The following is a 23,303-nucleotide window of genomic DNA, read 5'->3' on the forward strand; positions in this document are numbered from 1 at the left end:
AGGTTCGCGAGCGCCAGTTTGCACACGGCATCGGTTCGCGACGCCGATTGGCGTTCGCTAGGCGCGGTGCTCAGCCACAGCGTCGCATGCTGGCGTCAGCACACCCGGCGTCAGCACACCCGGCGTCAGCACACCCGGCGTCAGTGCGCCGAGGGCCGGTCGTCGGGGGGCTGGGGCTTCGAGATCGCAAGCAGCAGCGTCGCGCAGATGACCACGGATACGACGAACGCCGCCCCGAAGAACACGACTGCGGTCATCACATCGCGGGTCGACATCAGCACCCCGACCCCCACGAAGGCCGCGAGCACGGCGGCGAGGCCCAGCACCTCTGCCGGTCGGGCCCGCTCGCGGAACGTCGGCCGCCGGCCGGTCGGCTCGGTCACGACGCCACCACCCGGTCAGCTCGGGCACCCGACCGCACGGAACGCACGGTGACAGCCGAGATCGTCTGCAGTACCCCGACGAGAACCGCCCACGCCCCGATCACCCCGATCAGGATGACCGAGGAGGTCAGCGTGCCCGTCGCCCCCTTCTCGCCGACGAGCGCCTGCTCGAAGTCGGCGGGAAGCAGCAACGCGACCGCGCCGAGAGCCAGGGTGAGCACGCCGGCGATGATCCAGTCGCGGGCCAGAGGCGAGAGCTTGCGGGCCAGGAGGCCACTCGCACCTTCGAGCAATCCTGCGACCAACGCCCACGCACCGACGAGGATCGCCAGGAACGCGACCCCTCCGCCCGGCACGGCGAGCGCCACGATTCCCGCGGCGAGAGTCGCGACGCCCTGCGCGAGGAATCCCGCCCGCATGCGACCGGCGTAGGCGCCGAAGAACGTCGCCCCGAGCAGCACCACACCGGCGAGTACTGCGAAGGCGCCGAAGGTCACCAGTCCGAAGACCGGCGTGTGCTCGAGAGTCAGGGTGATGGTGAGCCCGAGTGCGAGGGCGAGGATGCCGCGCGTGAGTTGAGCGATCCAGGCGGCTACCACGCGGATCAGTCTACGTGCGTGGGCACGGCGCGCGCCCACCGGGCGACCGGCCGCGAGTGATCTACTGCTTCCGCTCCTCCGAATGCAGTGGATGGGGCTTCCGCCGACCCCTTCGCACGGGTGTTGCCTGGCACATTGCGACAGCGTTGCGGAGGAGCGCCCGACCAACAATCTTCCGGAAGGACCAGGCTTCGCAGCCAGGAGGGATCTCGACACGCCCGCGTCGCGGACTACTCGACCACCGAGGTCTTCTAGACGCGCGGCATGTCGGCGAAGCGCGAGTACATCCCCTGGAAAGCGACGGCGATCTCGTCGGTGGCGCCGTTGCGGTGCTTCGCGACGATCAGGTCGGCCTCACCCGCGCGCGGATGGTCGCGATCGTAGGCGGCTTCGCGATGCAACAGGATGACGATGTCGGCGTCCTGCTCGAGCGACCCCGACTCCCGCAGGTCGGAGAGCGCGGGCTTCTTGTCGGCCCGCTGCTCGGGTCCACGGTTGAGCTGCGCGAGCGCGACGATCGGCACCCCGAGCTCTTTGGCGAGCAACTTCAACGCCCGCGAGAACTCGCTCACCTCCTGCTGCCGCGACTCGACCTTCTTGCCCGACGTCATCAGCTGCAGGTAGTCGACGACGACCATCTTGAGTCCGACCCGCTGGCTGAGCTTGCGACACTTGGCGCGGATCTCGACGAGTGTCATGTTGGGGCTGTCGTCGATGAACAGCGGGGCGTCGCCGATGTCACCGCGCACGCTCGCGAGTCGGGTCCAGTCGCGCTCATCCATGTTGCCCTTGCGCAGCACATGCATCGGGATGCCGGACTCGGCCGAGAGCAGACGCGTCGCGATCTCGGAGCGGCCCATTTCGAGCGAGAAGAAGATCGTAGGGAGTTTGTGGTGCACCGCCGCGGTGCGGGCGAAGTCGAGCGCGAGGGTCGACTTGCCCATCGCGGGGCGGGCGCCGACGATGATCAGTTGGCCGCCGTGCAGCCCGTTGGTGAGCGAGTCGAGTTCGCTGAACCCGGTGGGGACGCCGGCGAGCTGCCCGTCGCGGCCGCGAGCGAGTTCGATTTCGCCGACCGCGGTGTCGATCGCCTCGACGAGCGGAATGTAGTCGTCGCCCTCGAGGCCACCGGTGACGCCGTAGATCTCGGCCTGGGCGTTGTTGACGAGGTCGGTGACCTCGCCCTCGCTCGCATACCCCATCTGCACGATGCGGGTGCCCGCCTCGACGAGTCGGCGCAGCACCGCCTTCTCGGCGACGATCGACGCGTAGTAGCCGGCGTTCGCCGCGGTCGGAACGAGCGCGGTGAGGGTGTGCAGGTACTCGGCACCACCCGCGCGCCCGAGCAGGCCGGTCTTGGTCAGCTCGTCGGTGACGGCGATGACATCGGTGGGCTCGCCGTGCGAGTAGAGCGACAGGATCGCGTCGAACACGACCTCGTGCTTGGGCATGTAGAAGTCGAGCCCGCGCACGACCTCGGTGACGTCGGCGACCGCGTCGTTGCTCAGCATCATGCCGCCGAGCGCGCTCTGCTCCGCGAGCAGGTCGTGGGGAGGGGTGCGTTCGCCCTGCCAGCCACCCCGTTCACCCGCGCCGGGTGCGTCGGCGAGTCCCAGGTGCGCGATGGACATGAGGTGACCTCCTGCGGTCAGGGTAAGCGGGCGCGCCGACATCGCCAGGCGACACTCTGGTCGACCGGCGACCGAGGTTCCCCGAACCTCGCGACGGGTGCTCGCTCAGGCTAGGAGTGCGCCGACGGGGGGACAACCTTGCCTGTGGACAACGCTGTGGGAAATCGGCGGGAAACGCCGACGGCGGTGTGAACAAGTTGTGGACAGAGCTGTGGGAAACTCGCCGGGGTTGCGCTGCAACCCGACGTTGATCAGGGATTTTGGTTTTCACACCCTGTGTGTGAAAACAGGCTTGCAGTGCCACTTGAGAGTTCGGGGGTTGACACATCCCCTGTGGACGGATGGCGGAGCCGCTCACGCAAAACATGAGGGGGGTGTCCCCCGGTTAACGACGGATGGCGCACCCCCGTCGAGGGTGCGCCATCCGGCCGAAACGACTACTTGGCGGCGACCACGTCGAGCGTGAGAGCCGCGAGCACGTCGGTGCGCAGACGCACCGTCGCCTCGTGCCGACCGACGCTCTTGACCGGTGCCGAGATCTCGATCGACCGCTTGTCGATGTCGCCGAGGCCCGCGGCCTTCACCGCGTCCGCGACATCCGCGGTCTTGACCGAGCCGAACAGCCGACCCTCGCGACCCGCCTTCACGGTGAGCTTCACGGGACCCGCCTCGAGCTTGGCCTTCAACACCTGAGCGTCCTCGAGGGTGGCGAGCTCCTTCGCGGCGCGCGACGCCTTGATCGAGTCGACCTGCTTCTCGGCGCCCTTCGACCAGGCGATCGCGAAGCCCTGCGGGACGAGGTAGTTGCGGGCGTAGCCGTTCTTGACGTCGACGACGTCGCCGGGCGAACCGAGGCCGGTGACCTCGGAAGTGAGGATGAGTTTCGACATGTCTCTACCGCCCCGAGCCCGCGTAGGGGAGGAGGGCCATCTCGCGCGCGTTCTTGACCGCGCGGGCGATGAGCCGCTGCTCCTGCACCGAGACGCCGGTGATGCGCCGGGCACGGATCTTTCCGCGCTCGGAGATGAACTTGCGAAGCGTCGCGACATCCTTGTAGTCGATGATGCCGACGCGGATGCTCTTCGCCGGAGCGGCGGTCTTGCCGCCCTTCGGCACGCGCTTGCGGCGATCGCCGCTACTGCTCTTGCCAGCCATTGCTGTCTTCCTTCTGGGTCTTCAGCGTTCTAGGAGCCCGACGGCTCAGAACGGGGTCTCGTCGTTGTAGGAGCCGGGGGTGTTCCAGACGTCGTCTGCCCCACCGGCGGGACCGCTCGCGGCCCACGGCTCTTCGGCACCACCGGCACCACCGGCTGCGACCGCGCCGCGGCCGCCTCCACCCGTGCTGCCACCCGACGCTCGCGTCACCTGGGCGGTGGCGTAACGCAGGCTGGGGCCGATCTCGTCGACCTCCAATTCGATGGCGGTGCGCTTGTTGCCCTCGCGGTCGTCGTAGGAGCGCTGCTTCAGGCGGCCGGTCGCGATGACGCGGCTTCCCTTGGTCAACGAACCAGCCACATGCTCGGCGAACTCACGCCAGCACGACGCGCGCAGGAACAGCGCCTCGCCGTCTTTCCAGTCGTTCGCCTGACGGTCGAACGTGCGCGGGGTCGACGCGATGGTGAAGTTGGCGACGGCCAGCCCGCTCTGCGTGTAGCGCAGTTCGGGGTCAGCGGTGAGGTTTCCCACCACCGTGATGATCGTCTCGCCGGCCATGACTACTCCGCCTCGACGGCAGCGGGCTCGGCGGCAGGCTCAGCAGCCGCAACAACGGGCTCAGCAGCCGCAACAACGGGCGCAGCAGCGGCAACCGGCGCGGCCGGCTTCTTGGCGATCGCGGCCGCCTTGCGCTCGGCCTTCGCCGCCTCTTCCGCGGTGTGCGCGACCACACGGGCAACGGCCTCTTCGGCCCGCAGCACCTTGGTGCGCAGCACGGCCTCGGACAGCTTCAGCTGGCGATCGAGTTCGACTGACGTCTCCGAGGTCGCGGTGTAGTTGACGACGGCGTAGATGCCTTCGCTCTTCTTCTTGATCTCGTAGGCCAGCCGACGACGGCCCCAGATGTCGACGTTCTCGATCGTGCCGCCATCGTTGCGGATCACGCCCAGGAACTTGTCCAGGCTGGGTGCGACGGTGCGCTCATCGATCTCGGGATCGAGGATCACCATCAGCTCATACTGGTGCGTCATTAACCCACCTCCTCTGGTCTCAGCGGCTACAGAAGTTCTGCAGCAGGAGGGTTGTGACGTGCCGCCCCCCGATCCGATGGATGCGGGAGGGCAACCTGTCGATCATAGGTCAGTTGCGCTCGGCCCACCAGCCCAGCAGCCGACGCTCGGCCTCCTCGGGGCCCAAGGGGCCGGAATCGAGTCGCGCCTCCATCAGGAAGCGGTACGCCTCGCCGACCTCGCGCCCGGGCTTCAGCCCGAGGATGCGCATGATCGCTTCGCCGTCGAGGTCGGGCCGCAACCGGCTCAGCTCCTCTTCTTCGGCGAGCCCCGCGATCCGCGCCTCGAGGTCGTCGTACGCGTGGGCGAGCCGGTCGGCCTTGCGCTTGTTGCGCGTCGTCACGTCGGCGCGCGACAGGATGTGCAGGCGCTCGAGCTGGTCGCCGGCATCCCGCACGTAACGGCGCACCGCGGAGTCGGTCCACGTACCCTCGGCGTAGCCGAAGAAGCGCAGGTGCAGTCGGATGAGGTCGGCAACCGCCTCGATGGTCGACTTGTCGAAGCGCAGCGCCTTCAACCGCTTGGTGGCGAGTCGCGCGCCGAGCACGTCGTGGTGATGGAAGGTCACCCCGCCGCCCGGCTCGATCGCGCGGGTGGCGGGCTTGCCGATGTCGTGCAGCAGCACCGCGAGTCGCAACACCAGGTCGGGCTCGTGCCCGCGGGCGCGCTCCAGCTCGAGCGCCCGGTCGAGGGCGGTCAGGCTGTGCTCGTAGACATCCTTGTGTCGCGCGTGCTCGTCGATCTCCAGTCGCAGGGCGGGCACTTCGGGCAGCACCTGCTCAGCGAGCCCGGTGTCGACGAGCACCCGGATGCCGGCGGACGGCTCGGGGGCGAGCAGCAGTTTCGCGAGTTCCTGCTGCACCCGCTCGGCGGCGACGATCTCCAGTGACGGCGCCATCCGCCTGGCTGCCTCGGCGGCCTCCGGATCGAGGTCGAACCCGAGCTGGGCGCGGAACCGGGCGCCCCGCAGCATCCGCAGCGGGTCGTCGCCGAAGGAGATCTCGGGGCCGCCCGGCGTGCGCAGCCGACCGGCCAGCAGGTCGTCGAAACCTCCGGTCGGGTCGACCAGCTTGAGCTCGGGTACCTGCAGAGCCATGGCGTTCACCGTGAAGTCACGCCGACTCAGGTCGGCCTCGAGGCTGTCGCCGAACTCCACCTCGGGCTTGCGGGTCGTGCCGTCGTAGGAGTCGCTGCGATACGTCGTGATCTCGCACAGGTAGCCGCCGAGACGCACCCCGATCGTGCCGAAGCGGCGACCGGCATCCCACAGGGTCTTGCCGAGTGGGGCCAGCACGGCTTCGGTCTGGTCGGGGGTGGCGTTCGTCGTGAAGTCGAGATCGATGTCGTCGCCGGTGAGGCCCCGACCGAGGAAGGCGTCGCGCACGGTGCCGCCGACGATCGCCAGCTCGAACCCGGCCTGCTGGAAAAGCCGGGCCAGCTGCGACACGGCCGGACGCTCCGCGAGTTCGCGGAGGCGGGCCATGGCATCCGCGACGCTGTCCATTCCCCCATTCTCCCCGTCAGCCCGGGTCGGGACGCACGGCGGTCACAGACGCTGCGCTTAAGCTCGGGGCATGGCGGCCTCGCGGGATCCCGGCGACACGTCGAGCGCGAAGATTCGCAGGGGTGCCGGCACCCTCGCCGCGGTGGGCGCGCTCCTCGTCTCGATGCTCGCCGCGCCCCTCGCGACTGCCGCGCCGCGTGCCCCCGGGGATGGCCTGGTTATCAGCGTGGTGGCCCCCCTCACCGCCCCGTGGGGAGAGGCCGGCATCCTCGACGCCGAGACCCTCGCCACGGCGACAGCCCCCACCGGCGTCTTGACCCGTGAACTCGACGAGATACTCGCGACGACAGCAACGGTCGGGCTCGACCCGATGATCCCCGCATCGATCCGTCTGCTCGGCTCCACCGCGCCGGAAAGCGCCGTGGAATGGCTTGACCGACTCGAGGCCGCGTCGAACGAGGTGTTCCTGCTCGCCTACGCCGACGCCGACCTGACCGCTTTGGCGCGCGCCGAGTCGATCGACCTCGCCATGCCCCTCGATCTGGAGTTCGCGCTCGACCCCGCCGCGTTCGGCCCGGCCGAGACCGGGACTCCCACGCCCGACCCGAGCGGCACTGCGCAGCCCGACGACGAACCGCCCCCGCTTCCGAGCACCGACGAGCTGCTCGCCTGGCCCGACGCGATCGGCGCGATCGCCTGGCCGGCGGAGGGCTCCGCGTCGGCCGCCGACCTCCCGGCCTACGCGGCTGCCCAGTACGCGGCGACCCTGCTCAGTTCCGCCAACCTCTCCCCGGTTTCGACCGCCCTCGTCGACATCGACGGCGCGACCGGTCTCGTCGCCGACGCCGGCGCATCCGCTCTCATCCGGGAAGCCTCCGCCGCGATCGATGCGACGGTGCGGCAGGATGCCGTGCGCCGGCTCGGTCTCGAACTCGACCGTCTCGCGACTGCCGACCCGGGGCGAAGCGTCGTGCTCACCCTCGATCGCACCCCGACGTTTGCGATCCCCGGGCTCGCCGAAGTCCTCGGCGCCATCGCCGCGCGCGAGTCGACCCGGGTCACCGGTCTGTCGGCCCTGCTCGCCGGCGCAGCCGTGCCGGCGACCGTCGTCGAGGGCGAGCCGAATCCCGCGACCGAACTCGCGCCGACCCTGACCGACGCGCTGCGCGCCGAACAGCGGTTCGCCACGATCCTCGCCGATCCGGCGCCGTTGGTCGTCCCGCGCCAGTTGGCGCTGCTGAGGCTGCTGACGGTGCAAGAGCTCGACGCCGACGGATGGCGGTCCGACGCCGACGCGTACCTCGCGCGGTCGACCGAGATCCGCGGGTCGGTCACCATCGTCGATACCGGCGACGTTCTGGTGACGAGCAGCAACACGTCGATGCCCGTGAGCATCGCCAACGCGCTCGACTTCGCGGTCACGGTGAGCGTCGACGCCCGACCGCAGCGGCCCCTGCTGCGCATCGACGGTCCGACCGAGGTCACCGTCGAGCCGGCGTCGTCGACCGTCGTGAACCTCGGCGCCCAGGCGATCACGAACGGCGAAGTCGTCGTCGAGGTGAGCATCTCGAGCCCCGCGACAGGAGAACAGATCGGTCCGACGCATCGGGTCAACGCCGACCTGCAGGCTCAGTGGGAGACCGTCGGCATCATCCTCGGCATCGTCGTGGCGTTGATCTTCGCGGCCGGCCTCATCCGCAACGTCGTGCTTCGCCGTCGGGAAGCCGCGCGCGACAGCGGCGACGAGACGGCGACCGAGTGACCGGCACGGTTCGACGGGCGAGCGCGGCCCTCGCGTCCGGCACGATCGTCTCGCGGCTGCTCGGGTTCGTGAGCGCATCCGTTCTGGTCGCGACCATCGGCCAGTTCGGCGCAGGCCCGAACGCCTTCGCGCTCGCCAACCAGCTCCCCACCTACCTCTACGCGATCGTCGCCGGGGGTCTGCTCTCCGCCATCCTCGTGCCGCACATCGTGAAGGCGGCAACCCAGCCGGACGGTGGGCAGGCGTTCGTGAATCGGCTCGTGACCCTGGGCGTGATCTCCTTCCTCGTTCTGACCGCCCTCGCGACGATCGCGGCGCCGCTCATCGTGCGGCTCTACGCGATGGGGGGCCGCGACGGCGCGCTCCCCGGCGGCGGGCTCGAGCTAGCGGTCGCCCTGGCCTACTGGTGTCTGCCGCAGATCTTCTTCTACGCCCTGTACAGCCTGGTCAGCGAGGTGCTCAACGCCCGCGGGATCTTCGGGCCGTCCGCCTGGGCGCCGGCGGTCAACAACGTGGTGATGATCGGCGTTCTGGTGCTGTTCGGGGCGCTTTTCGGCGTCGAGCCCGCCCACAACGCCGCGTCGAGCTGGGATGCCGGGAAGATCGCGGTGCTCGGCGCGGGGGCAACGCTCGGGGTCGCGCTCCAGGCGATCGTGCTGGTCTTCTTCTGGCGGCGCACCGGCTTGCGCTTCCGTCCCGACCTGCGCTGGCGCGGAACCGGGCTTGGCGCGCCCGCGCGCGCGGCGGGGTGGGTCTTCGGCATGGTGCTCGTCATCCAGCTCGCCAACCTCGTGCAGAACAACGTCGCCGTGACCGCTGACGAAGACGACGCGTCACTCGCCGTGCTGCGCACCACGTGGCTGATCTTCATGCTGTCGCACTCGATCGTGGCGATCTCGATCGCGACGCCCTACTTCACCCGGATGGCGACCGCGGTTCGCGACGACGACACACCTGCCCTGCGTGCCGACCTCTCGGCGTCGCTGCGCACCATCGGCATGCTCGTCGCGGCTGCCGGCGCAGCACTCGTCGCGGCCGCCCTGCCGTTCGCGAGGTTCTTCTCGGGAAGCCCGGATGAAGCCCGCGCGATCTCACTCGTACTGCTCGGCTTCCTTGTCGGGCTCGTTCCCTTCAGCACGCTCTACGTCGTGCAGCGCGCGTTCTACGCGCTCGGCGACACCCGCACGCCGTTCCTGCTGCAGGTTCTGCAGGTCGTGCTGTTCGTCATCGGGGCACTCGCGCTCCTGGCCGCACCCTCGGCGTGGATCGCCGCGGGAATCGCGCTCGCCACCTCGATCTCGGTGATCGTGCAGGCGGTCGTCGGCGCCGTCATCCTGAGACGCCGGCTCGGCGGAGGTGGCGGCGCGATCGTGCGTCGCTTCGGGGTCTTCGCTCTCACCACGATCCCCGCCGCGGGAGTCGGCGTCGGCATCCTCGCTCTCTTGGGCGGCTTCGCGCCGGAGGGCTTCGCCACCGCGGGCCGATTCGAAGGGGTCGTATCCACTGCGATCGTCGGCGCTGGCTCCATCCTCGTGTTCTTCGGCGTGCTCGCCGCGACGCGCGCACCCGAGCTGCGCGGCGTGCTGGCTTCCATCCGACGAAACTGAGCGGTCACGGGCTCCGAAATATCCGCTACCTAGGATGTGTTGCATCAGTTGATAGCGGAGCGCGGGCTCCAGAAGGCAGGAATCGCAATGCGCCAGATCGTGATCATCGGCTCGGGACCGGCGGGCTACACCGCCGCGATCTACGCCGCGCGCGCGAACCTGAAACCGCTGGTGATCGCCTCGAGCGTCGAGTTCGGGGGCGAGCTGATGAAGACCACCGAGGTCGAGAACTTCCCCGGATTCCCCGAGGGCATCATGGGCCCCGACCTGATGATGAAGATGCAGGAGCAGGCGGAGCGCTTCGGCGCCGAGATCGTCTACGACGACGTCACGAAGCTCGAGCTCGCCGGCGAGGTGAAGCGGATCCATCGCGGAGACGGCACCGTCGAGGAGGCCCTCACGGTGATCTACGCGACCGGCTCGGAGTACCGCAAACTCGGGCTCGCCGACGAGACCCGCCTCTCGGGCTACGGCGTCTCGTGGTGCGCCACGTGCGACGGGGCGTTCTTCAAGCAGAAGAAGGTCGCCGTGATCGGCGGGGGCGACTCGGCGCTGGAAGAGGCCACCTTCCTGACCCGATTCGCCGACGTCGTCTACCTCGTGCACCGACGCGACGCGTTTCGCGCTTCCGCGGCGATGCAGGACCGGGCGTTCGCCGACCCGAAGATCCAGATTCTCTGGAACCTGGAAGTCGCCCACATCTACGGCGACGAAAAGGTCACCGGCATCGGGCTGACCAGCACCGTCGACGACACCGAGACGACCCTCGATGTGCAGGGCGTGTTCGTCGCGATCGGCGCGGATCCCCGTACGCACCTCGTGCACGGGCAGCTCGACCTCACCGCCGAAGGCACGATCGCCGTCGACGGCCGGTCGTCGCGCACCAACATTCCGGGAGTCTTCGCGGCCGGCGATGTCGTCGACCCGACGTACAAGCAGGCCGTCACGGCCGCGGGTTCCGGCACGGTCGCCGCCCTCGACGCCGAGCACTTCCTCGCCGCGTTACCGAACGAGGTGCTCGTGCGTGCCGGGGGAGATCCCCGTGAGCCCGGTGCGCCGGTTCCCGCCGCCGCGACCGTTTAGTGGAATGCCCGGCCGCGCAGCGCGGTTGTGCTCACCAGACCTGAAGAAGGAAGAAGGAAAAAGATGTCCAGCGCCAAGGATGTGACCGACGCCTCGTTCGAGGCCGACGTGCTCAACTCCGACAAGCCGATCATGGTCGACTTCTGGGCCGAGTGGTGCGGCCCGTGTCGCGCCGTTTCGCCCATTCTCGACAAGATCGCCGAAGAGCACGCCGACAAGCTCTCGATCGTGAAGCTCAACGTTGACGACAACCCGGCCACGGCCGAGAAGTACGGCATCACGTCGATCCCGGCGATGTACGTCTTCAAGAACGGCGAGGTCGTGAAGCGCGTCATCGGCGCGAAGCCGAAGCCGGCGCTCGAGGCCGACCTGGCGGAGTTCTTGGCCTAACCGCGCTCTGATCAGGCTTTTTCAAGGGCTCGTCTCCGGTAGGAGGCGAGCCCTTCGCCATCCATCCGTGACTTTTCGCGCGGATTGACGTCGGGTCCGCGCGAAAAGTCGCGGATGGAGCAGCCACCCTCTCCCGTTTGGCGGCGGGGTGCGGCGCCGATCCACGGGTACCCTCGATGGTTATGCAGACGCAGGGCAACAACATGGATCCGTGGTACGGGCTGTATGCCGCCCGTACGGCCGGCCTGTCGGCCTCCGAGGTCCGTGCCCTGTTCGCCGTCGCCAGCCGCCCGGAGGTGGTCTCGCTGGCCGGCGGGATGCCGTTCGTGTCCGCCATCCCGCAAGACCTGCTGACCGGCGCTGTCGAGCGCACGGTGCGCGACCGCGGTGCGACCGCGCTGCAGTACGGCTCGGGCCAGGGGATGCCGGCGCTGCGTGAGCAGATCCTCGACGTCATGGCGCTCGAAGGCATCCATGCCGGCGTCGACGACATCGTCGTCACGACCGGGTCGCAGCACGCGCTCGAGCTGGTCGCGAAGCTGTTCCTCGACGCGGGCGACGTCGTGCTCGCCGAGGGCCCGTCGTACGTGACGGCGATCACGGTGTTCAAGTCGTTCCAGGCCGAGGTCGTACACGCGCCGATGGATGACCAGGGCCTTCAGCCCGAGGCTCTCCGCGAAGCGATCACCCGGGTGCGCGCGGCCGGCAAGACCATCAAGTTCCTGTATACGATCCCGTCGTTCCACAACCCGATGGGCGTGACCCTGCCGTGGGAGCGCCGCATGGAGATCCTCGAGATCGCGCGGCAGAACGACATCCTCGTGCTGGAGGACAACCCCTACGGGCTGCTCTACTTCGACCAGCCGCCGCCCCACGCGATGCGATCGGTCGAAGAAGACGGGGTGATCTACCTCGGCACCTTCTCGAAGACCCTCGCGCCGGGCTTCCGAGTCGGTTGGGCCGTCGCCCCCCACGCGATCCGAGAGAAACTCATTCTCGCCAACGAGGCTGCGGTACTCTCGCCCTCGTCGTTCTCGCAGACCGTCATCTCGGAGTACCTCGGGTCGGCCGATTGGAAAGGCCAGATCGACACCTTCCGCGACGTCTACCGCGAACGCCGGGATGCGATGCTCTCGGCCCTCGCCGACCAGTTGCCGACGCTGTCGTGGACGGTGCCCTCCGGCGGCTTCTACGTCTGGTTGCGCCTGCCCGATCACCTCGACTCGAAGGCGATGCTGCCCCGCGCCGTCAAAGAGCTCGTCGCCTACACACCCGGAACGGCGTTCTACGCCGACGGGTCGGGTCGCAACGCGATGAGGTTGTCGTTCTGCTACCCGACGCCCGACTTCATCCGCGAAGGCATCCGGCGGCTCGCGATCGTCATCAACGGCGAGCTCGCTCTGCTCAACGAGTTCCAGCAGACCGGTCCGCTGAGCACACTTCCCTCCGAGCCCGAGGGCGTTCTGCCCCCGTTCGCCGGGTGAGTGCCCCGTGACCGCACTGAAGCGCGTCGTCGTTCTGGCCGGCGGCATCTCCCACGAACGCGACGTATCGCTGCGCAGCGGCCGACGTGTCGCCGACAGCCTGCTCGAACACGGGCTCGAGGTCGAACTGCGCGACCCCGACGCCACACTGCTCGCCTACCTGCGCGACAACCGCCCGGATGCGGTGTGGCCGGCCCTGCACGGAGCGAGCGGCGAAGACGGCGCCCTGCGGGGCCTCCTGGAGTTCCTCGGCGTTCCCTTCGTCGGGTCGTCGTCGTCCGCCGCCCGGCTCGCGTGGGACAAGCCCACCGCAAAGATCATCGTCGAACGGGCGGGTGTCTCGACTCCGCGTTCGATCACCCTCGGGCGCGACGCCTTCCGTGAACTCGGCGCCGACGCGATCTTCGCCGCGATCGATGACGAGCTGCCGGTGCCGCTGGTCGTGAAGCCGGCACAGGGCGGTTCAGCTCAGGGCGTCACGATCGTCACCGATCATGAGGCGATGCCCCGTGCGATGGTCGAGGCGTACACCTACGGGGATGTCGCGCTCGTCGAGCAACAGATCACCGGCACCGAGATCGCGGTCGGGGTGATCGACACCGGCGACGGACCCGTCGCCTTGCCCGCCGTCGAGATCGAGCCACTGTCGGGCGTCTACTCCTTCGAGGCGCGCTACAACGCCGGCGAAACGCGGTTCTACACGCCGGCCCGACTCTCCGACGAGGTCGCCGCACGTGCCGCCGAGGCCGCCGTCAACGCCCACGTCGCCCTCGGAATGCGGCACCTGTCTCGCGTCGACCTGATCATCGACGGGGCCGGCACTCCGTGGTTCCTCGAAGCGAATGTGTTGCCCGGGCTTACCGAGACCTCGCTGCTGCCGCAGGCGCTCGAAGCCGCCGGCCACGACCTCGGCTGGATCTACACCCGCCTCGCAGAAGCCTCACTGACCGCTTCTCGGTGATCGAGTAGCGCCGCAGGCGCGTGTCGAGATCGCGCGGCTTGGTTTCGACACGCCGCTTCGCGGCTACTCAACCACCGAAGTCGGTCACCCAACGGAGGAGTCGACCCCGAGCTCGTCGAAGATGCGACGTAGGTCGGCGACGGTGGCGAAGTCGATCGTGATCGTGCCCTTCGAGGCGCCGAGCGCGATCTTCACGCGCGTGTCGAGCTTGTCGCCCAGGCGTTCGGCGAGTTCACCCAGGTGCTGCTGACGCTTGCCGGCGACCGGTTTGCCCACCTTCGGCTTCGGCGGGGAGATCACGCCGGCCGCCGCTTCGGCGGCGCGCACCGAGAGGTCTTCGTTGATGATCTTGTCGGCGAGCTTCCGCATCGCATCCTCGTCACCCACCGAGAGGATCGCCCGGGCATGGCCGGCCGAGAGCACCCCCGCGGCGACCTTCGACTGAATGCCTTGCGGCAGCCGCAGCAGCCGGATGGTGTTGGTGATCTGCGGGCGCGACCGACCGATGCGGTCGGCGAGCTGCTCCTGCGTGATGCCGAAGTCTTCGAGCAGCTGCTTGTACGCCGACGCCTCTTCCAACGGGTTGAGCTGAGCGCGGTGGATGTTCTCCAGCAGGGCGTCGCGCAACATCGCCTCGTCGGCGGTGTCTTTGACGACAGCCGGGATGCGATCGAGGCCGGCGGCCTTCGACGCCCGAAAGCGGCGCTCGCCCATGATGAGCTCGTACTGCGGCTCCCCGGCGGCGGCTCCCGCCCGCGGTCGCACGACGATCGGCTGGAGCACGCCGAACTCGCGGATCGACACGACGAGTTCCTGCAGCGCGTCGGCGTCGAACTCCACGCGGGGCTGCTGCGCGTTCGGCACGATGTCGCTGAGCTCGAGGTCGGCGAGCCGTGCGCCGGGTACGGCGACGAGGTCGGAGTCAGACCCGAAGAAGACGTCGACGGGGCGATCATGTTCGGTTGCCTCGTCAGGGCCGGTCGGGATGAGGGCGCCGATTCCGCGGCCCAGGCCGGTGCGCTTCGGGGGGGCCATCAGACGACACTCCGGTGTGCGATCTCCGACGCAGCCTCGCGGTACGACAGCGAACCGGGGGAGTTGCCGTCGTAGGTGATGACGCTCTGCCCGTAGCTCGGCGCCTCCGAGATGCGCACGGAGCGGGGGATGAGGGTGGTCAGGGTCTCCGCCGGGAAGTGCTCGCGCACCTCGTCGACCACCTGATTCGCGAGGTTGGTACGGGCGTCGTACATGGTCAGCAGGATCGTCGACATCGCGAGCTTCGGGTTGAGGTGCCGCTGGATGAGCTTGATGTTGTCGAGCAGCTGGCTCAGCCCTTCGAGGGCGTAATACTCGCACTGGATCGGGATGAGCACCTCTTGCGCCGCGACGAAGGCGTTGATGGTGAGCAGCCCGAGCGAGGGCGGACAGTCGATGAACACGTAGTGGTACATCTCGTCGACCTCGCCCAGGTAGGCGTCGAGGGCGGTGCGCAGTCGCTGCTCGCGCGCGACGAGGGAGACCAGCTCGATCTCGGCGCCCGCGAGATGAATCGTCGCCGGCAGGCACCAGAGGCCGGGGAACTCCGGGCTCTGCTGCACGGCGTCACGCACGGGAGCGTCGCCGACGATGACGTCGTACACGCTCTCGACTTCGGCGCGGTGCTCGACCCCGAGGGCGGTCGAGGCGTTGCCCTGTGGGTCCAGGTCCACGACCAGTACCCGGGCGCCGCCCTGCGCCAGCGCCGCGGCCAGGTTGACGGTCGTCGTGGTCTTGCCGACCCCGCCCTTCTGGTTGGCGACCGTGATGATGCGGGTCTTGGCCGGAACGGGAAGCTGGGCGTCGGCGAGCGCGAGCCTGCGGCGGGTGAGCTCGGCGACCTCCTGGGCGAGAGGGGTCGTGGGGTCGAAACTGCTCACTGGTGGGACTGGCCTTTCGTTGTTTCACGTGAAACATCGCGTCGGGAGACTCGGAAGATCAGTGACCCACCCTAGCCCGAAAGACTCGGGTCACCTCGGGCACGATCCCCTCGCCGAGCACGAGCACCTCGAGGTCGCGGACGCGGGCCTTGCGGAACGCCTTCTCGGCCGCGGTGATCTCGTCCTGCACTCGGGCGCCCTTCATGAAGAGCAGCTCGCCGCCCGGCTTCACGAGGGGCGCGCAGAGCGGAACGAGCTTGCTCAGAGCCGACACCGCGCGGGCCGTGACCTGATCGAGGAAGGGATCCGGATGGATGTCCTCCGCCCGGCCGCGCAGCACGGTGACATTCTCCAAGCCGAGACGATCGGCCTCCGCGGAAAGCCAGTCCGTGCGACGCTCCATCGGCTCGATGAGCACCAACTCGACGTCGGGTCGGGCGATCGCGAGTACGAGTCCCGGCAGGCCGGCACCGCTGCCGACGTCTCCGACGAGGCCGGGACGTAGGAGCGGGGCGACAAGCGCGCAGTTGACGACGTGCCGCGACCAGAGGCGCTCGACCTCGAGCGGGCCGATCAGCCCGAGCGGTTCGCCGTACTCGGCGAGGTCGGCCGTGAACGCGCGCGCCACGTCGATGTGGTCGCCGAAGAGCGCCGCAGCGTACGGAGGCTCTTCTTCGACCGTCAATGTTTCACGTGAAACAGTGGCGTCACTTCGCGCGGATGACCGTGTGGCGATCGCGACCTTCGCCCTCGGACTCCGAGGTAAAGCCGCGCTCGGCCACCAGGTCGTGCACCAGCTTGCGCTCGTAGCTCGACATCGGAGGCAGGGAGGCTGTCGCGGCCCCACCCTCGAGGCGGGTGATCGCGTGCTCGACCAAGGCAGCGAGTTCGTCGGCGCGTGCATCTCGCGACCCGCCGATGTCGAGGATCAACCGGGAGAACCGGCCGGTGCGGTTCTGCACCGCGAGGCGGGTGAGTTCCTGGAGCGCGGTGACAGTGTCGGGCTTCGAGAGCAGCCGCAGGTTGGAGTCGGCCGTCGCCGAGACGGACAGGTAGGCCCGGCCCCCCCGTGCGTCGATGTCGATGTCGCCGTCGATGTCGGCGATGTCGAGCAGTTCCTCGATGTAATCGGCAGCCGCGTCGCCCTCGTCGATGACGTCCTGCTCCGTCGGCTCTGCCTGATCGGCGTGCCCGTCAACCTCCGACGGATTCTCTTCGACGGTGGGGGATTCTGTCGTGTCGCTCATCGGCGGCCGCCCTGCTTCTTCGATCGGTTCTTACCCACCGGCTGCTGCCGCTGGACCTTCTTGGGTTCTTCGACGATCTCCTCCAGCATCGCGGCATCCTCGGTCATGCTCGCGCGACGCTTCTTCGCCAGGCGCGCTTCGCGAGCGAGAGCCGCCTCGCTGCCGGGCGTCGGCATGTTCCGAATGACGATGAACTGCTGGATCATCGTCCAGAAGTTCGAGGTGAGCCAGTAGAACATGACGCCGATGGGGAAGGCGAAGCCCGAGAACGCGAACACCAGCGGCAGCAAGTACAGCAGGATGCGCTGCTGCCGGTACATCGGGCTGGCCTTCATCTCGGGCGACTGGTTCTTCGACATGATCTGCAGCTGCGTGATGAACTGCGACGCCGTCATGAGGATGACCATGACGACCGCGATGACGATGACGACGACCTCGACCGGGTCTTGCGCGGCGGCGCTCTGGATGCTGTCGTGGAGCGGCGCGACACCGAACAGCGACGCCTTGCCGAACTCCGTCGCCAGCTGCTGGTTGAGCAGCCCGACTCCGGCGCGACCCTGGTTGGCCTCGTTGAGCACGGTGAAGAGCCCGAAGAAGATCGGCATCTGGATGAGCAGCGGCAGGCACGAGGCGAAGGGGTTGGTGCCGGCCTTCTTGTAGAGATCCATCGTCTCGCGCTGCATCGCCTCGCGCGAGAACTGGTCGCGCTTGCCGCGGTACTTGTCCTGGATTTTCTTGAGCTGCGGGGCGACCTCGAGCATCTTGCGCTGGCTCTTGATCTGCCGCACGAAGATCGGGATGAGGGCCGCGCGCACGACGAGAACGAGTCCGACGATGGACAGCACCCAGGTGAGCCCGGCACCCGAGTCCATCCCGAGGGCGGTCAGCAGCGTGTGGAAGCCGACGAGGATCGCTTCGATGGCCTGCTTGATCGGCCACAGCAGGGTATTGAAGAAGGCGAAGATGTCCACTGAGGTGTCAGACCTTTCCGTAGCCCGTCGGGAGGACGAAGCCGAATTCGGTGATGCGGTAGCGGGGAACACGGCGTGGCCGGACGTCGTCGACGCCGCCCCTCGCCCACGGGTGGCAGCGCACGAGGCGCCAGGAGCCGAGGGCCACGCCCTTGATCACGCCGTGCTGCTGAATCGAACCCAGAGCGTAGGCGGAACAGCTGGGGTAGTAGCGGCAGACGTCACCATAGAGGGGCGAGATGACGGCACGATACGCGCGCAGGATGAGCACGCAGATGTTGCGTGGAAGCAGCCAGAGGAAAGTGAGCACAGCCATCAGGTCATCGCGGGGGAGTCGAGCACGTCGTGCATGTCGGCCCAGAGACTATCCCAGGAGCGCTGCGCGGTTCCGGGGAGCACTCGGATGACGACATCCTCACCGTGGCCGCCGGAGTCGACGACCTGGCGTCCCAGCGCTCGGAGGCGCCGCTTCACCCGGTTGCGATCCACCGCGTTGCCGACCGCCTTCGACACGATGACCCCGAAGCGCATCGGCGCTGCGGGGTCTGTGGGAAGGCGGTAGTACACGGCAGTCGACGTCGCGGCTCGACGCCCGCGACGCACCGCGGCGCGGAAGTCCGCAGGGAGGACCACCCGGTTCGCCCTGGCGAGCACGGGCTCTTACGCGGAGAGCTCGGTGCGCCCCTTGCGACGTCGGGCGGCCAGGATGGCACGGCCGGCGCGCGTGTGCATGCGCAGACGGAAGCCGTGCACCTTGGCGCGGCGCCGGTTGTTGGGCTGGAAGGTTCGCTTGGTCATGATTGGTCTCCACGCCCGACGGCCGTGACGAAACGGAGGTCGGGAAGATCAGGGTAGTCCCGCGCGGCACGCGGGTGAACTGATTAAAGATACGGGCAGCTCAGCCCCTGTGCAAACGTGCGACGTGCCTCACGAAAAATGCCCGCGAAGGGTTCCCCGTGCCTCAGATGAAATTGCCCGCGAACGGCGGGCACGATCCGAGGTATGGGAAGCAGGTTGTCGATGGCTGCGAGAGCGGAGATCACGGCGAAGTACGCCAGGGCGTATGCGAGGGCGTCGAAGAAGGACAAGGGCCGGCTGTTGGGCGAGGTGATCGCGGTCACGGGCTGGTCGCGTGACAACGCGCGTCGTCGGCTTGCTAAGGCCGCCGCAGCACGTCCGCGGGCAGTGAAGGCGGCGGCCCGCAAACCGAGGGAGCGGAAGTACTCCTACGACGCGACGAAGACGCTGCAGCGGGTGTGGGCGTTCGCGGGGTTCGAGTGCGGGAAGTACCTGGCCGTGGCGATGCCGGTGCTGCTGGACGCGCTGGAGCGCCACGGGGAGCTCGTGCCTGGCAAGGCCCGCTACTCCACCTCGGTGCGGGCCGAGCTGGAGGCGATGAGCCCGGCGACGATCGACCGCTACCTCGCCCCCGCGAGATCGAAAGACCCGCTCCGGGGCATCTCGACGACGCGCCCGTCGCCGCTGCTGCGCTCCTCGATCACGATCCGCAAAGCCGGCGACGAGGTCGAAGACTCCCCGGGGTTCTTCGAGGGCGATACCGTCGCGCACTGCGGGCCGACGCTCAAGGGCGAGTTCTGCCGGACGGTGAACCTCACCGACATGCGCACCGGGTGGGTAACGACCCGCTCCACCCGCAACAACGCCCACCTGAACGTCCTTGCCGCTCTCCAGCACGCGGTCGAGCACGTCCCGTTCGAGGTCACCGGGCTCGACTTCGACAACGGCGGCGAGTTCATCAACCACGACGTGATCGGCTGGGCTGCCGACCGGAAGATCTTCTTCACCCGTTCTCGCCCCTACAAGAAGAACGACCAGGCCACCATCGAGTCGAAGAACAACCACCTCGTGCGCCGCTACGCGTTCTACTGGCGCTACGACACACCCGAGGCGCTGACCCTGCTCAACCAGCTCTGGCCGCTGGTGAACGACCGGCTGAACTACTTCACCCCGACGAAGAAGCCCACCGACTGGTCGACCGACGCCGCCGGGCGACGCAAGCGTCTCTACGACGACCCGAAGACCCCGTTCGACCGTCTCCTGGCCGCCGGAGTCCTCTCTGCGGCGCAGGAGGCCGAGCTGCGCGAACGGCGCGACCGGCTCAACCCCGCCGAGCTCGCCCGCCGCATCCAGTCCCTCCAGGACCGGCTCACCGGCCTCGCCCGCGACCAGACCCTCGCCCTCCAAGCCGAGTCGGCCTCGCCCCTGCCGGACACCTCCAGCGGCGTCCGGCTACGCCCCGCGAGCTGACCCCGGATTCGCGGGCATACTTACGTGAGGCACGGGAACCATTTCGCGGGCATTCCTACGTGAGGCACCTCGACGTGCGGACCGGTTGACGGCGCGCAGCGTGCGAGAACTAAGGTGAACTGCTGTCGTTCGCACCCGTCCCACGGAACGAAGCGCCCGTCGTCCACAGGAATCAGGCCGGTGGATAACCCTGTGCACAACTGTTCCCGCGTTCCAGGATGAAGGCATGAGCGAATCCGATCCGACCCGAGACCTCTGGTCATCAGTGCTCGCGCAGCTCGGCGCCGACGAGAGGATCACGCCGCAACTGCACGGGTTCGTGAACCTCGTCGAGCCGAAGGGCGTTCTGAACGGCGTTCTCTACCTCGAGGTGCCGAACGAGCTCACCCGCGGGATGCTCGAGCAGCGCATCCGGGTTCCGCTAATCGAGGCGATCACCGGGGCGGCGGAGGACGTCGTCAATTTCGCCATCGTCGTCAACCCTGAGATGCAAGCCGCGACGCTCGCCGCCGTCGACGACTTCAGCGACGACCTCCCGGTCGCCGCTCCCGACCCGACCACGACGATCGGCGAGATCAACAGCCGGCGCGGGGATTCGCGCCTGAACCCCAAGTACAACTTCGACAACTTCGTCATCGGCGGATCGAACCGCTTCGCCCACGCGGCCGCGGTCGCGGTCGCCGAGGCACCGGCGAAGGCTTATAACCCGCTGTTCATCTACGGCGACTCCGGTCTGGGAAAGACCCACCTGTTGCACGCCATCGGTCACTACGCCGAGAACCTCTACACCGGCATCCGTGTTCGCTACGTGTCGAGTGAAGAGTTCACGAACGACTTCATCAACTCGATCCAGAACAACCGGGCGTCGGCCTTCCAATCGCGCTACCGCGAGATCGACATCCTGCTCATCGACGACATTCAGTTCCTTCAGCGCGCGGTGGAGACCCAGGAGGCGTTCTTCCACACCTTCAACACCCTGCACGACCACAGCAAGCAGGTCGTCATCACGAGCGACGTGGCACCCAAGTTCCTCACCGGCTTCGAAGACCGCATGCGGTCGCGATTCGAGTGGGGTCTCATCACCGACGTGCAGGCACCCGACCTCGAGACGCGAATCGCGATCCTGAGAAAGAAGGCGCAGAGCGAGAAGCTTCAGGTGCCGGACGAGATCCTGGAGTTCATGGCGACGAAGGTGTCGAGCAACATCCGGGAACTCGAGGGAACGCTCATTCGCGTCACGGCGTTCGCGAGCCTCAACCGCACACCCGTCGATCTCCAACTCGTTCAGACGGTGCTCAAAGACCTCATCACCCTCGACGAGGACAACGTCATCGCTCCGGTCGACATCATCAACCACACCGCCGACTACTTCAAACTGTCGGTCGACGACCTTTACGGCTCGAGTCGCTCGCAGGCCGTCGCGACGGCGCGACAGATCGCGATGTATCTCTGCCGCGAGCTCACCAATTTGTCGCTGCCGAAGATCGGCCAGCTCTTCGGCAACCGCGATCACACGACCGTCATGTATGCCAACAAGAAGATCAGCGAGCTCATGAAGGAACGTCGCTCGATCTACAACCAGGTGACGGAGCTCACGAGTCGCATCAAGCAGAATCAGCGTTTCAACAAGCTCTGACCCCGTTCCGGGACGGAAAGAGTCGTCCCACCCCCGAACGGGGGACTAGACGAATCCGTACAAAAGGTCGTGATTGCACATCCTGTGGACAACCTGTGGATAACTCGCCCGTAGAGCGGGAATGATGTGTGGAAAGCTCCGGGCGGCACTGTGGAGCGGCCGGTCACCTCATCGCGTTGTCCACCGATCGGCCCCCCTTCATCCACAGCTCGTCTTCATCTCACACGCGTGTAGTTCCCTACACCTGACTCGGCTCCGGACGGGTTATCCACATGTGAGCATCGGTTAAGAGGATTAACTCTCTCTTCCCTCTTCTCATGCTCGACAACCTTGCTGCGCCCGCATCCGATCAGAAACCGCTTGCCTCTTCCTGTGCCAGGATCGATGTGAAATCCTGGCCCACCGGGGTGTCGCCCGGGGAACCGAATTAGTCGCCGCCGTGAAACAGCCAGCAGTCTGGACAAGGAGTCCTTCGTGAAGTTCCAGGTCAATCGGGACGTCTTCAGCGAGGCTGTGTCGTTCGCGGTCAAGTTGCTGCCCCAGCGCACGACCCAGCCCATCCTGAGCGGTGTGCTGCTCGAAGCGACCGAGGGCACCCTCGTGCTCTCGTCGTTCGACTACGAGGTGTCGTCGCGTGCCGAGATCGCCGCCGACGTGCAGGATGCCGGCAGTGCGCTGGTCTCGGGACGCCTGCTGGCCGAGATCGCCAGCCGACTGCCCAACGCTCCGGTTCAGTTCTCCACCATCGACGGCAAGATCGCCGTGCAGTGCGGGTCGGCGAAGTTCACGCTGGGCAGCATGCCCGTCGAGGAGTACCCGACGCTGCCGCAGGTGGGGGAGCGCACCGGAGTTCTCCCCGCCGAAGATTTCGCTGCGGCCGTCGCCCAAGTCACCGTGGCGGCCTCGCGCGACGACGTCACCCCCGTCATCACCGGGGTGCAACTCGAGGTCGGCGACAACAGCCTCTCCCTCGTGGCGACCGACCGCTATCGCGTCGCGGTGCGCGAGATCGATTGGGATTCCGGATCGACCACCGCCGAGGGAACCGCAGCGCTCATCCCGGCTCGCACGCTGGCCGAGATCGGCAAGACCTTCGCGCACAGCGGCACGGTCTCGGTGACCATCGCTCGCGGCGACGACCGCGAGCTGATCGCGTTCAGCGCCGACAAGAAGACCGTCACCTCACTGCTCATCAAGGGCAACTTTCCGCCGGTGAAGCGGCTGTTCCCCGAGACGGTCGACAACTACGCGGTCGTCAACACGGCCGAGCTGATCGAGGCCACCCGACGCGTGTCGCTCGTGCTCGAGCGTGAGGCCGCGCTGCGGTTCTCGTTCTCGATCGACGGCGTGACGCTCGAGGCAACCGGCGCCGAGCAGGCTCAGGCGCAGGAGACGATCGAGGCGCACCTGCACGGCGAAGATACGGTCGTATCGTTGAAGCCGGCGTTCCTGCTCGACGGTCTCGGCGCCGTTCACTCCGAGTATGTTCGCATCTCGTTCACCAAGACCGACAACCCGAACAAGCCGGGTCCGGTGCTCATCACGAGTCAATCGTCGAAAGAACAGCCCGGCGCCGACAACTACAAGTACCTTCTGCAGCCGAATCTGCTGCTGCGCTGAATCGAGAGTCGGTCAT

Annotated in this window: 24 protein-coding genes and 1 pseudogene; 9 read left to right on the plus strand and 16 right to left on the minus strand. The window is 67.7% G+C overall.

The genetic code is table 11. The features are described from left to right. Positions 1-140: 140 nt before the first annotated feature. The 8 genes and pseudogenes from WBL06_RS04360 to WBL06_RS04395 all read right to left on the minus strand — a co-directional run bounded on the left by WBL06_RS04360 (position 141) and on the right by WBL06_RS04395 (position 6,342). Complete coding sequence (locus tag WBL06_RS04360) at positions 141-383, minus strand: hypothetical protein (protein ID WP_424454753.1); 243 nt, start codon at positions 381-383, stop codon at positions 141-143. Further along, positions 380-982, minus strand: coding sequence for a DUF308 domain-containing protein (locus tag WBL06_RS04365; RefSeq protein ID WP_424454754.1), 603 nt, complete (start codon positions 980-982; stop codon positions 380-382). Before WBL06_RS04365 ends, WBL06_RS04360 begins: the two co-directional genes overlap by 4 nt. Positions 983-1,233: 251 nt before the next feature. Then, entirely contained in the window at positions 1,234-2,613 is a 1,380-nt protein-coding gene (gene dnaB / locus WBL06_RS04370; RefSeq protein ID WP_424454755.1) for a replicative DNA helicase, read from the minus strand. Between the two features lie 437 nt (positions 2,614-3,050). Continuing rightward, the gene (rplI, locus tag WBL06_RS04375) at positions 3,051-3,503 is read right to left on the minus strand and encodes a 50S ribosomal protein L9 (protein WP_424454756.1); all 453 of its coding nucleotides are present in this window, start codon (positions 3,501-3,503) and stop codon (positions 3,051-3,053) included. A 4-nt stretch (positions 3,504-3,507) separates the two neighbouring features. After that, the gene (rpsR, locus tag WBL06_RS04380; RefSeq protein WP_424454757.1) at positions 3,508-3,768 is read right to left on the minus strand and encodes a 30S ribosomal protein S18; all 261 of its coding nucleotides are present in this window, start codon (positions 3,766-3,768) and stop codon (positions 3,508-3,510) included. Positions 3,769-3,813: 45 nt separating this feature from the next. Continuing rightward, positions 3,814-4,326 (minus strand): single-stranded DNA-binding protein, encoded by a 513-nt coding sequence (locus WBL06_RS04385; RefSeq protein WP_424454758.1) that lies wholly within the window; start codon positions 4,324-4,326, stop codon positions 3,814-3,816. A gap of 110 nt (positions 4,327-4,436) precedes the next feature. After that, positions 4,437-4,799 (minus strand): annotated as a pseudogene (rpsF, locus tag WBL06_RS04390) (30S ribosomal protein S6); the annotation flags it as partial. Positions 4,800-4,908: 109 nt separating this feature from the next. After that, positions 4,909-6,342: a CCA tRNA nucleotidyltransferase gene (locus WBL06_RS04395; RefSeq protein WP_424454759.1), complete on the minus strand. Its 1,434-nt coding sequence runs from the start codon at positions 6,340-6,342 to the stop codon at positions 4,909-4,911. A gap of 70 nt (positions 6,343-6,412) precedes the next feature. Between WBL06_RS04395 and WBL06_RS04400 the strand changes: the two genes are divergently transcribed. The 6 genes from WBL06_RS04400 to WBL06_RS04425 all read left to right on the plus strand — a co-directional run bounded on the left by WBL06_RS04400 (position 6,413) and on the right by WBL06_RS04425 (position 13,629). Further along, the gene (locus WBL06_RS04400) at positions 6,413-8,104 is read left to right on the plus strand and encodes a DUF6049 family protein (protein ID WP_424454760.1); all 1,692 of its coding nucleotides are present in this window, start codon (positions 6,413-6,415) and stop codon (positions 8,102-8,104) included. Further along, on the plus strand, positions 8,101-9,711 hold the full coding sequence (gene murJ / locus WBL06_RS04405; protein WP_424454761.1) for a murein biosynthesis integral membrane protein MurJ: 1,611 nt from the start codon (positions 8,101-8,103) through the stop codon (positions 9,709-9,711). The genes WBL06_RS04400 and murJ overlap by 4 nt, the downstream gene beginning before the upstream one ends. An 87-nt stretch (positions 9,712-9,798) precedes the next feature. Continuing rightward, positions 9,799-10,794: a thioredoxin-disulfide reductase gene (gene trxB / locus WBL06_RS04410; protein WP_424454762.1), complete on the plus strand. Its 996-nt coding sequence runs from the start codon at positions 9,799-9,801 to the stop codon at positions 10,792-10,794. 63 nt (positions 10,795-10,857) lie between these two features. Beyond that, on the plus strand, positions 10,858-11,184 hold the full coding sequence (trxA, locus tag WBL06_RS04415) for a thioredoxin (protein WP_424454763.1): 327 nt from the start codon (positions 10,858-10,860) through the stop codon (positions 11,182-11,184). 182 nt (positions 11,185-11,366) lie between these two features. Next, positions 11,367-12,668, plus strand: a complete 1,302-nt coding sequence (locus tag WBL06_RS04420; protein ID WP_424454764.1) for a PLP-dependent aminotransferase family protein — start codon at positions 11,367-11,369, stop codon at positions 12,666-12,668. 7 nt (positions 12,669-12,675) lie between these two features. Beyond that, positions 12,676-13,629, plus strand: a complete 954-nt coding sequence (locus tag WBL06_RS04425; protein WP_424454765.1) for a D-alanine--D-alanine ligase family protein — start codon at positions 12,676-12,678, stop codon at positions 13,627-13,629. An 84-nt stretch (positions 13,630-13,713) separates the two neighbouring features. Here the strand turns inward: WBL06_RS04425 and WBL06_RS04430 are convergent, their stop codons facing one another. From WBL06_RS04430 to rpmH, 8 genes are read right to left on the minus strand one after another with little or no spacing between them, the layout of a single operon-like run. Further along, complete coding sequence (locus WBL06_RS04430) at positions 13,714-14,664, minus strand: ParB/RepB/Spo0J family partition protein (protein ID WP_424454766.1); 951 nt, start codon at positions 14,662-14,664, stop codon at positions 13,714-13,716. Continuing rightward, on the minus strand, positions 14,664-15,545 hold the full coding sequence (locus WBL06_RS04435; protein ID WP_424454767.1) for a ParA family protein: 882 nt from the start codon (positions 15,543-15,545) through the stop codon (positions 14,664-14,666). The genes WBL06_RS04430 and WBL06_RS04435 overlap by 1 nt, the downstream gene beginning before the upstream one ends. A 58-nt stretch (positions 15,546-15,603) precedes the next feature. Next, on the minus strand, positions 15,604-16,230 hold the full coding sequence (gene rsmG / locus WBL06_RS04440; RefSeq protein ID WP_424454768.1) for a 16S rRNA (guanine(527)-N(7))-methyltransferase RsmG: 627 nt from the start codon (positions 16,228-16,230) through the stop codon (positions 15,604-15,606). A 22-nt stretch (positions 16,231-16,252) separates the two neighbouring features. After that, positions 16,253-16,792: a protein jag gene (locus tag WBL06_RS04445; protein WP_424454769.1), complete on the minus strand. Its 540-nt coding sequence runs from the start codon at positions 16,790-16,792 to the stop codon at positions 16,253-16,255. Continuing rightward, on the minus strand, positions 16,789-17,763 hold the full coding sequence (yidC, locus tag WBL06_RS04450) for a membrane protein insertase YidC (RefSeq protein ID WP_424454770.1): 975 nt from the start codon (positions 17,761-17,763) through the stop codon (positions 16,789-16,791). The genes WBL06_RS04445 and yidC overlap by 4 nt, the downstream gene beginning before the upstream one ends. Before the next feature lie 7 nt (positions 17,764-17,770). Then, the gene (gene yidD, locus WBL06_RS04455) at positions 17,771-18,079 is read right to left on the minus strand and encodes a membrane protein insertion efficiency factor YidD (protein WP_424454771.1); all 309 of its coding nucleotides are present in this window, start codon (positions 18,077-18,079) and stop codon (positions 17,771-17,773) included. Then, positions 18,079-18,396, minus strand: a complete 318-nt coding sequence (gene rnpA, locus WBL06_RS04460; RefSeq protein WP_424454772.1) for a ribonuclease P protein component — start codon at positions 18,394-18,396, stop codon at positions 18,079-18,081. Before rnpA ends, yidD begins: the two co-directional genes overlap by 1 nt. Positions 18,397-18,423: 27 nt before the next feature. After that, positions 18,424-18,561 carry a 50S ribosomal protein L34 gene (gene rpmH, locus WBL06_RS04465; protein WP_191283652.1) on the minus strand — a complete coding sequence of 46 codons (138 nt, stop codon included), beginning with the start codon at positions 18,559-18,561 and terminating at the stop codon, positions 18,424-18,426. Positions 18,562-18,783: 222 nt separating this feature from the next. On the opposite strand from rpmH, the gene WBL06_RS04470 reads away from it, so the two are divergent. From WBL06_RS04470 to dnaN, 3 genes are all read left to right on the plus strand, one after another. Further along, complete coding sequence (locus WBL06_RS04470) at positions 18,784-20,031, plus strand: integrase catalytic domain-containing protein (RefSeq protein ID WP_424454773.1); 1,248 nt, start codon at positions 18,784-18,786, stop codon at positions 20,029-20,031. A 226-nt stretch (positions 20,032-20,257) separates the two neighbouring features. Beyond that, positions 20,258-21,667: a chromosomal replication initiator protein DnaA gene (dnaA, locus tag WBL06_RS04475; RefSeq protein WP_424454774.1), complete on the plus strand. Its 1,410-nt coding sequence runs from the start codon at positions 20,258-20,260 to the stop codon at positions 21,665-21,667. A gap of 474 nt (positions 21,668-22,141) precedes the next feature. After that, positions 22,142-23,287 (plus strand): DNA polymerase III subunit beta, encoded by a 1,146-nt coding sequence (gene dnaN / locus WBL06_RS04480; protein WP_424454775.1) that lies wholly within the window; start codon positions 22,142-22,144, stop codon positions 23,285-23,287. The last annotated feature ends 16 nt before the right edge of the window (positions 23,288-23,303 follow it).

Origin of the sequence: Pseudolysinimonas sp. (genome assembly GCF_049651805.1) — a bacterium.
In the GTDB taxonomy this organism is placed as follows: Bacteria; Actinomycetota; Actinomycetes; order Actinomycetales; family Microbacteriaceae; genus Pseudolysinimonas_A.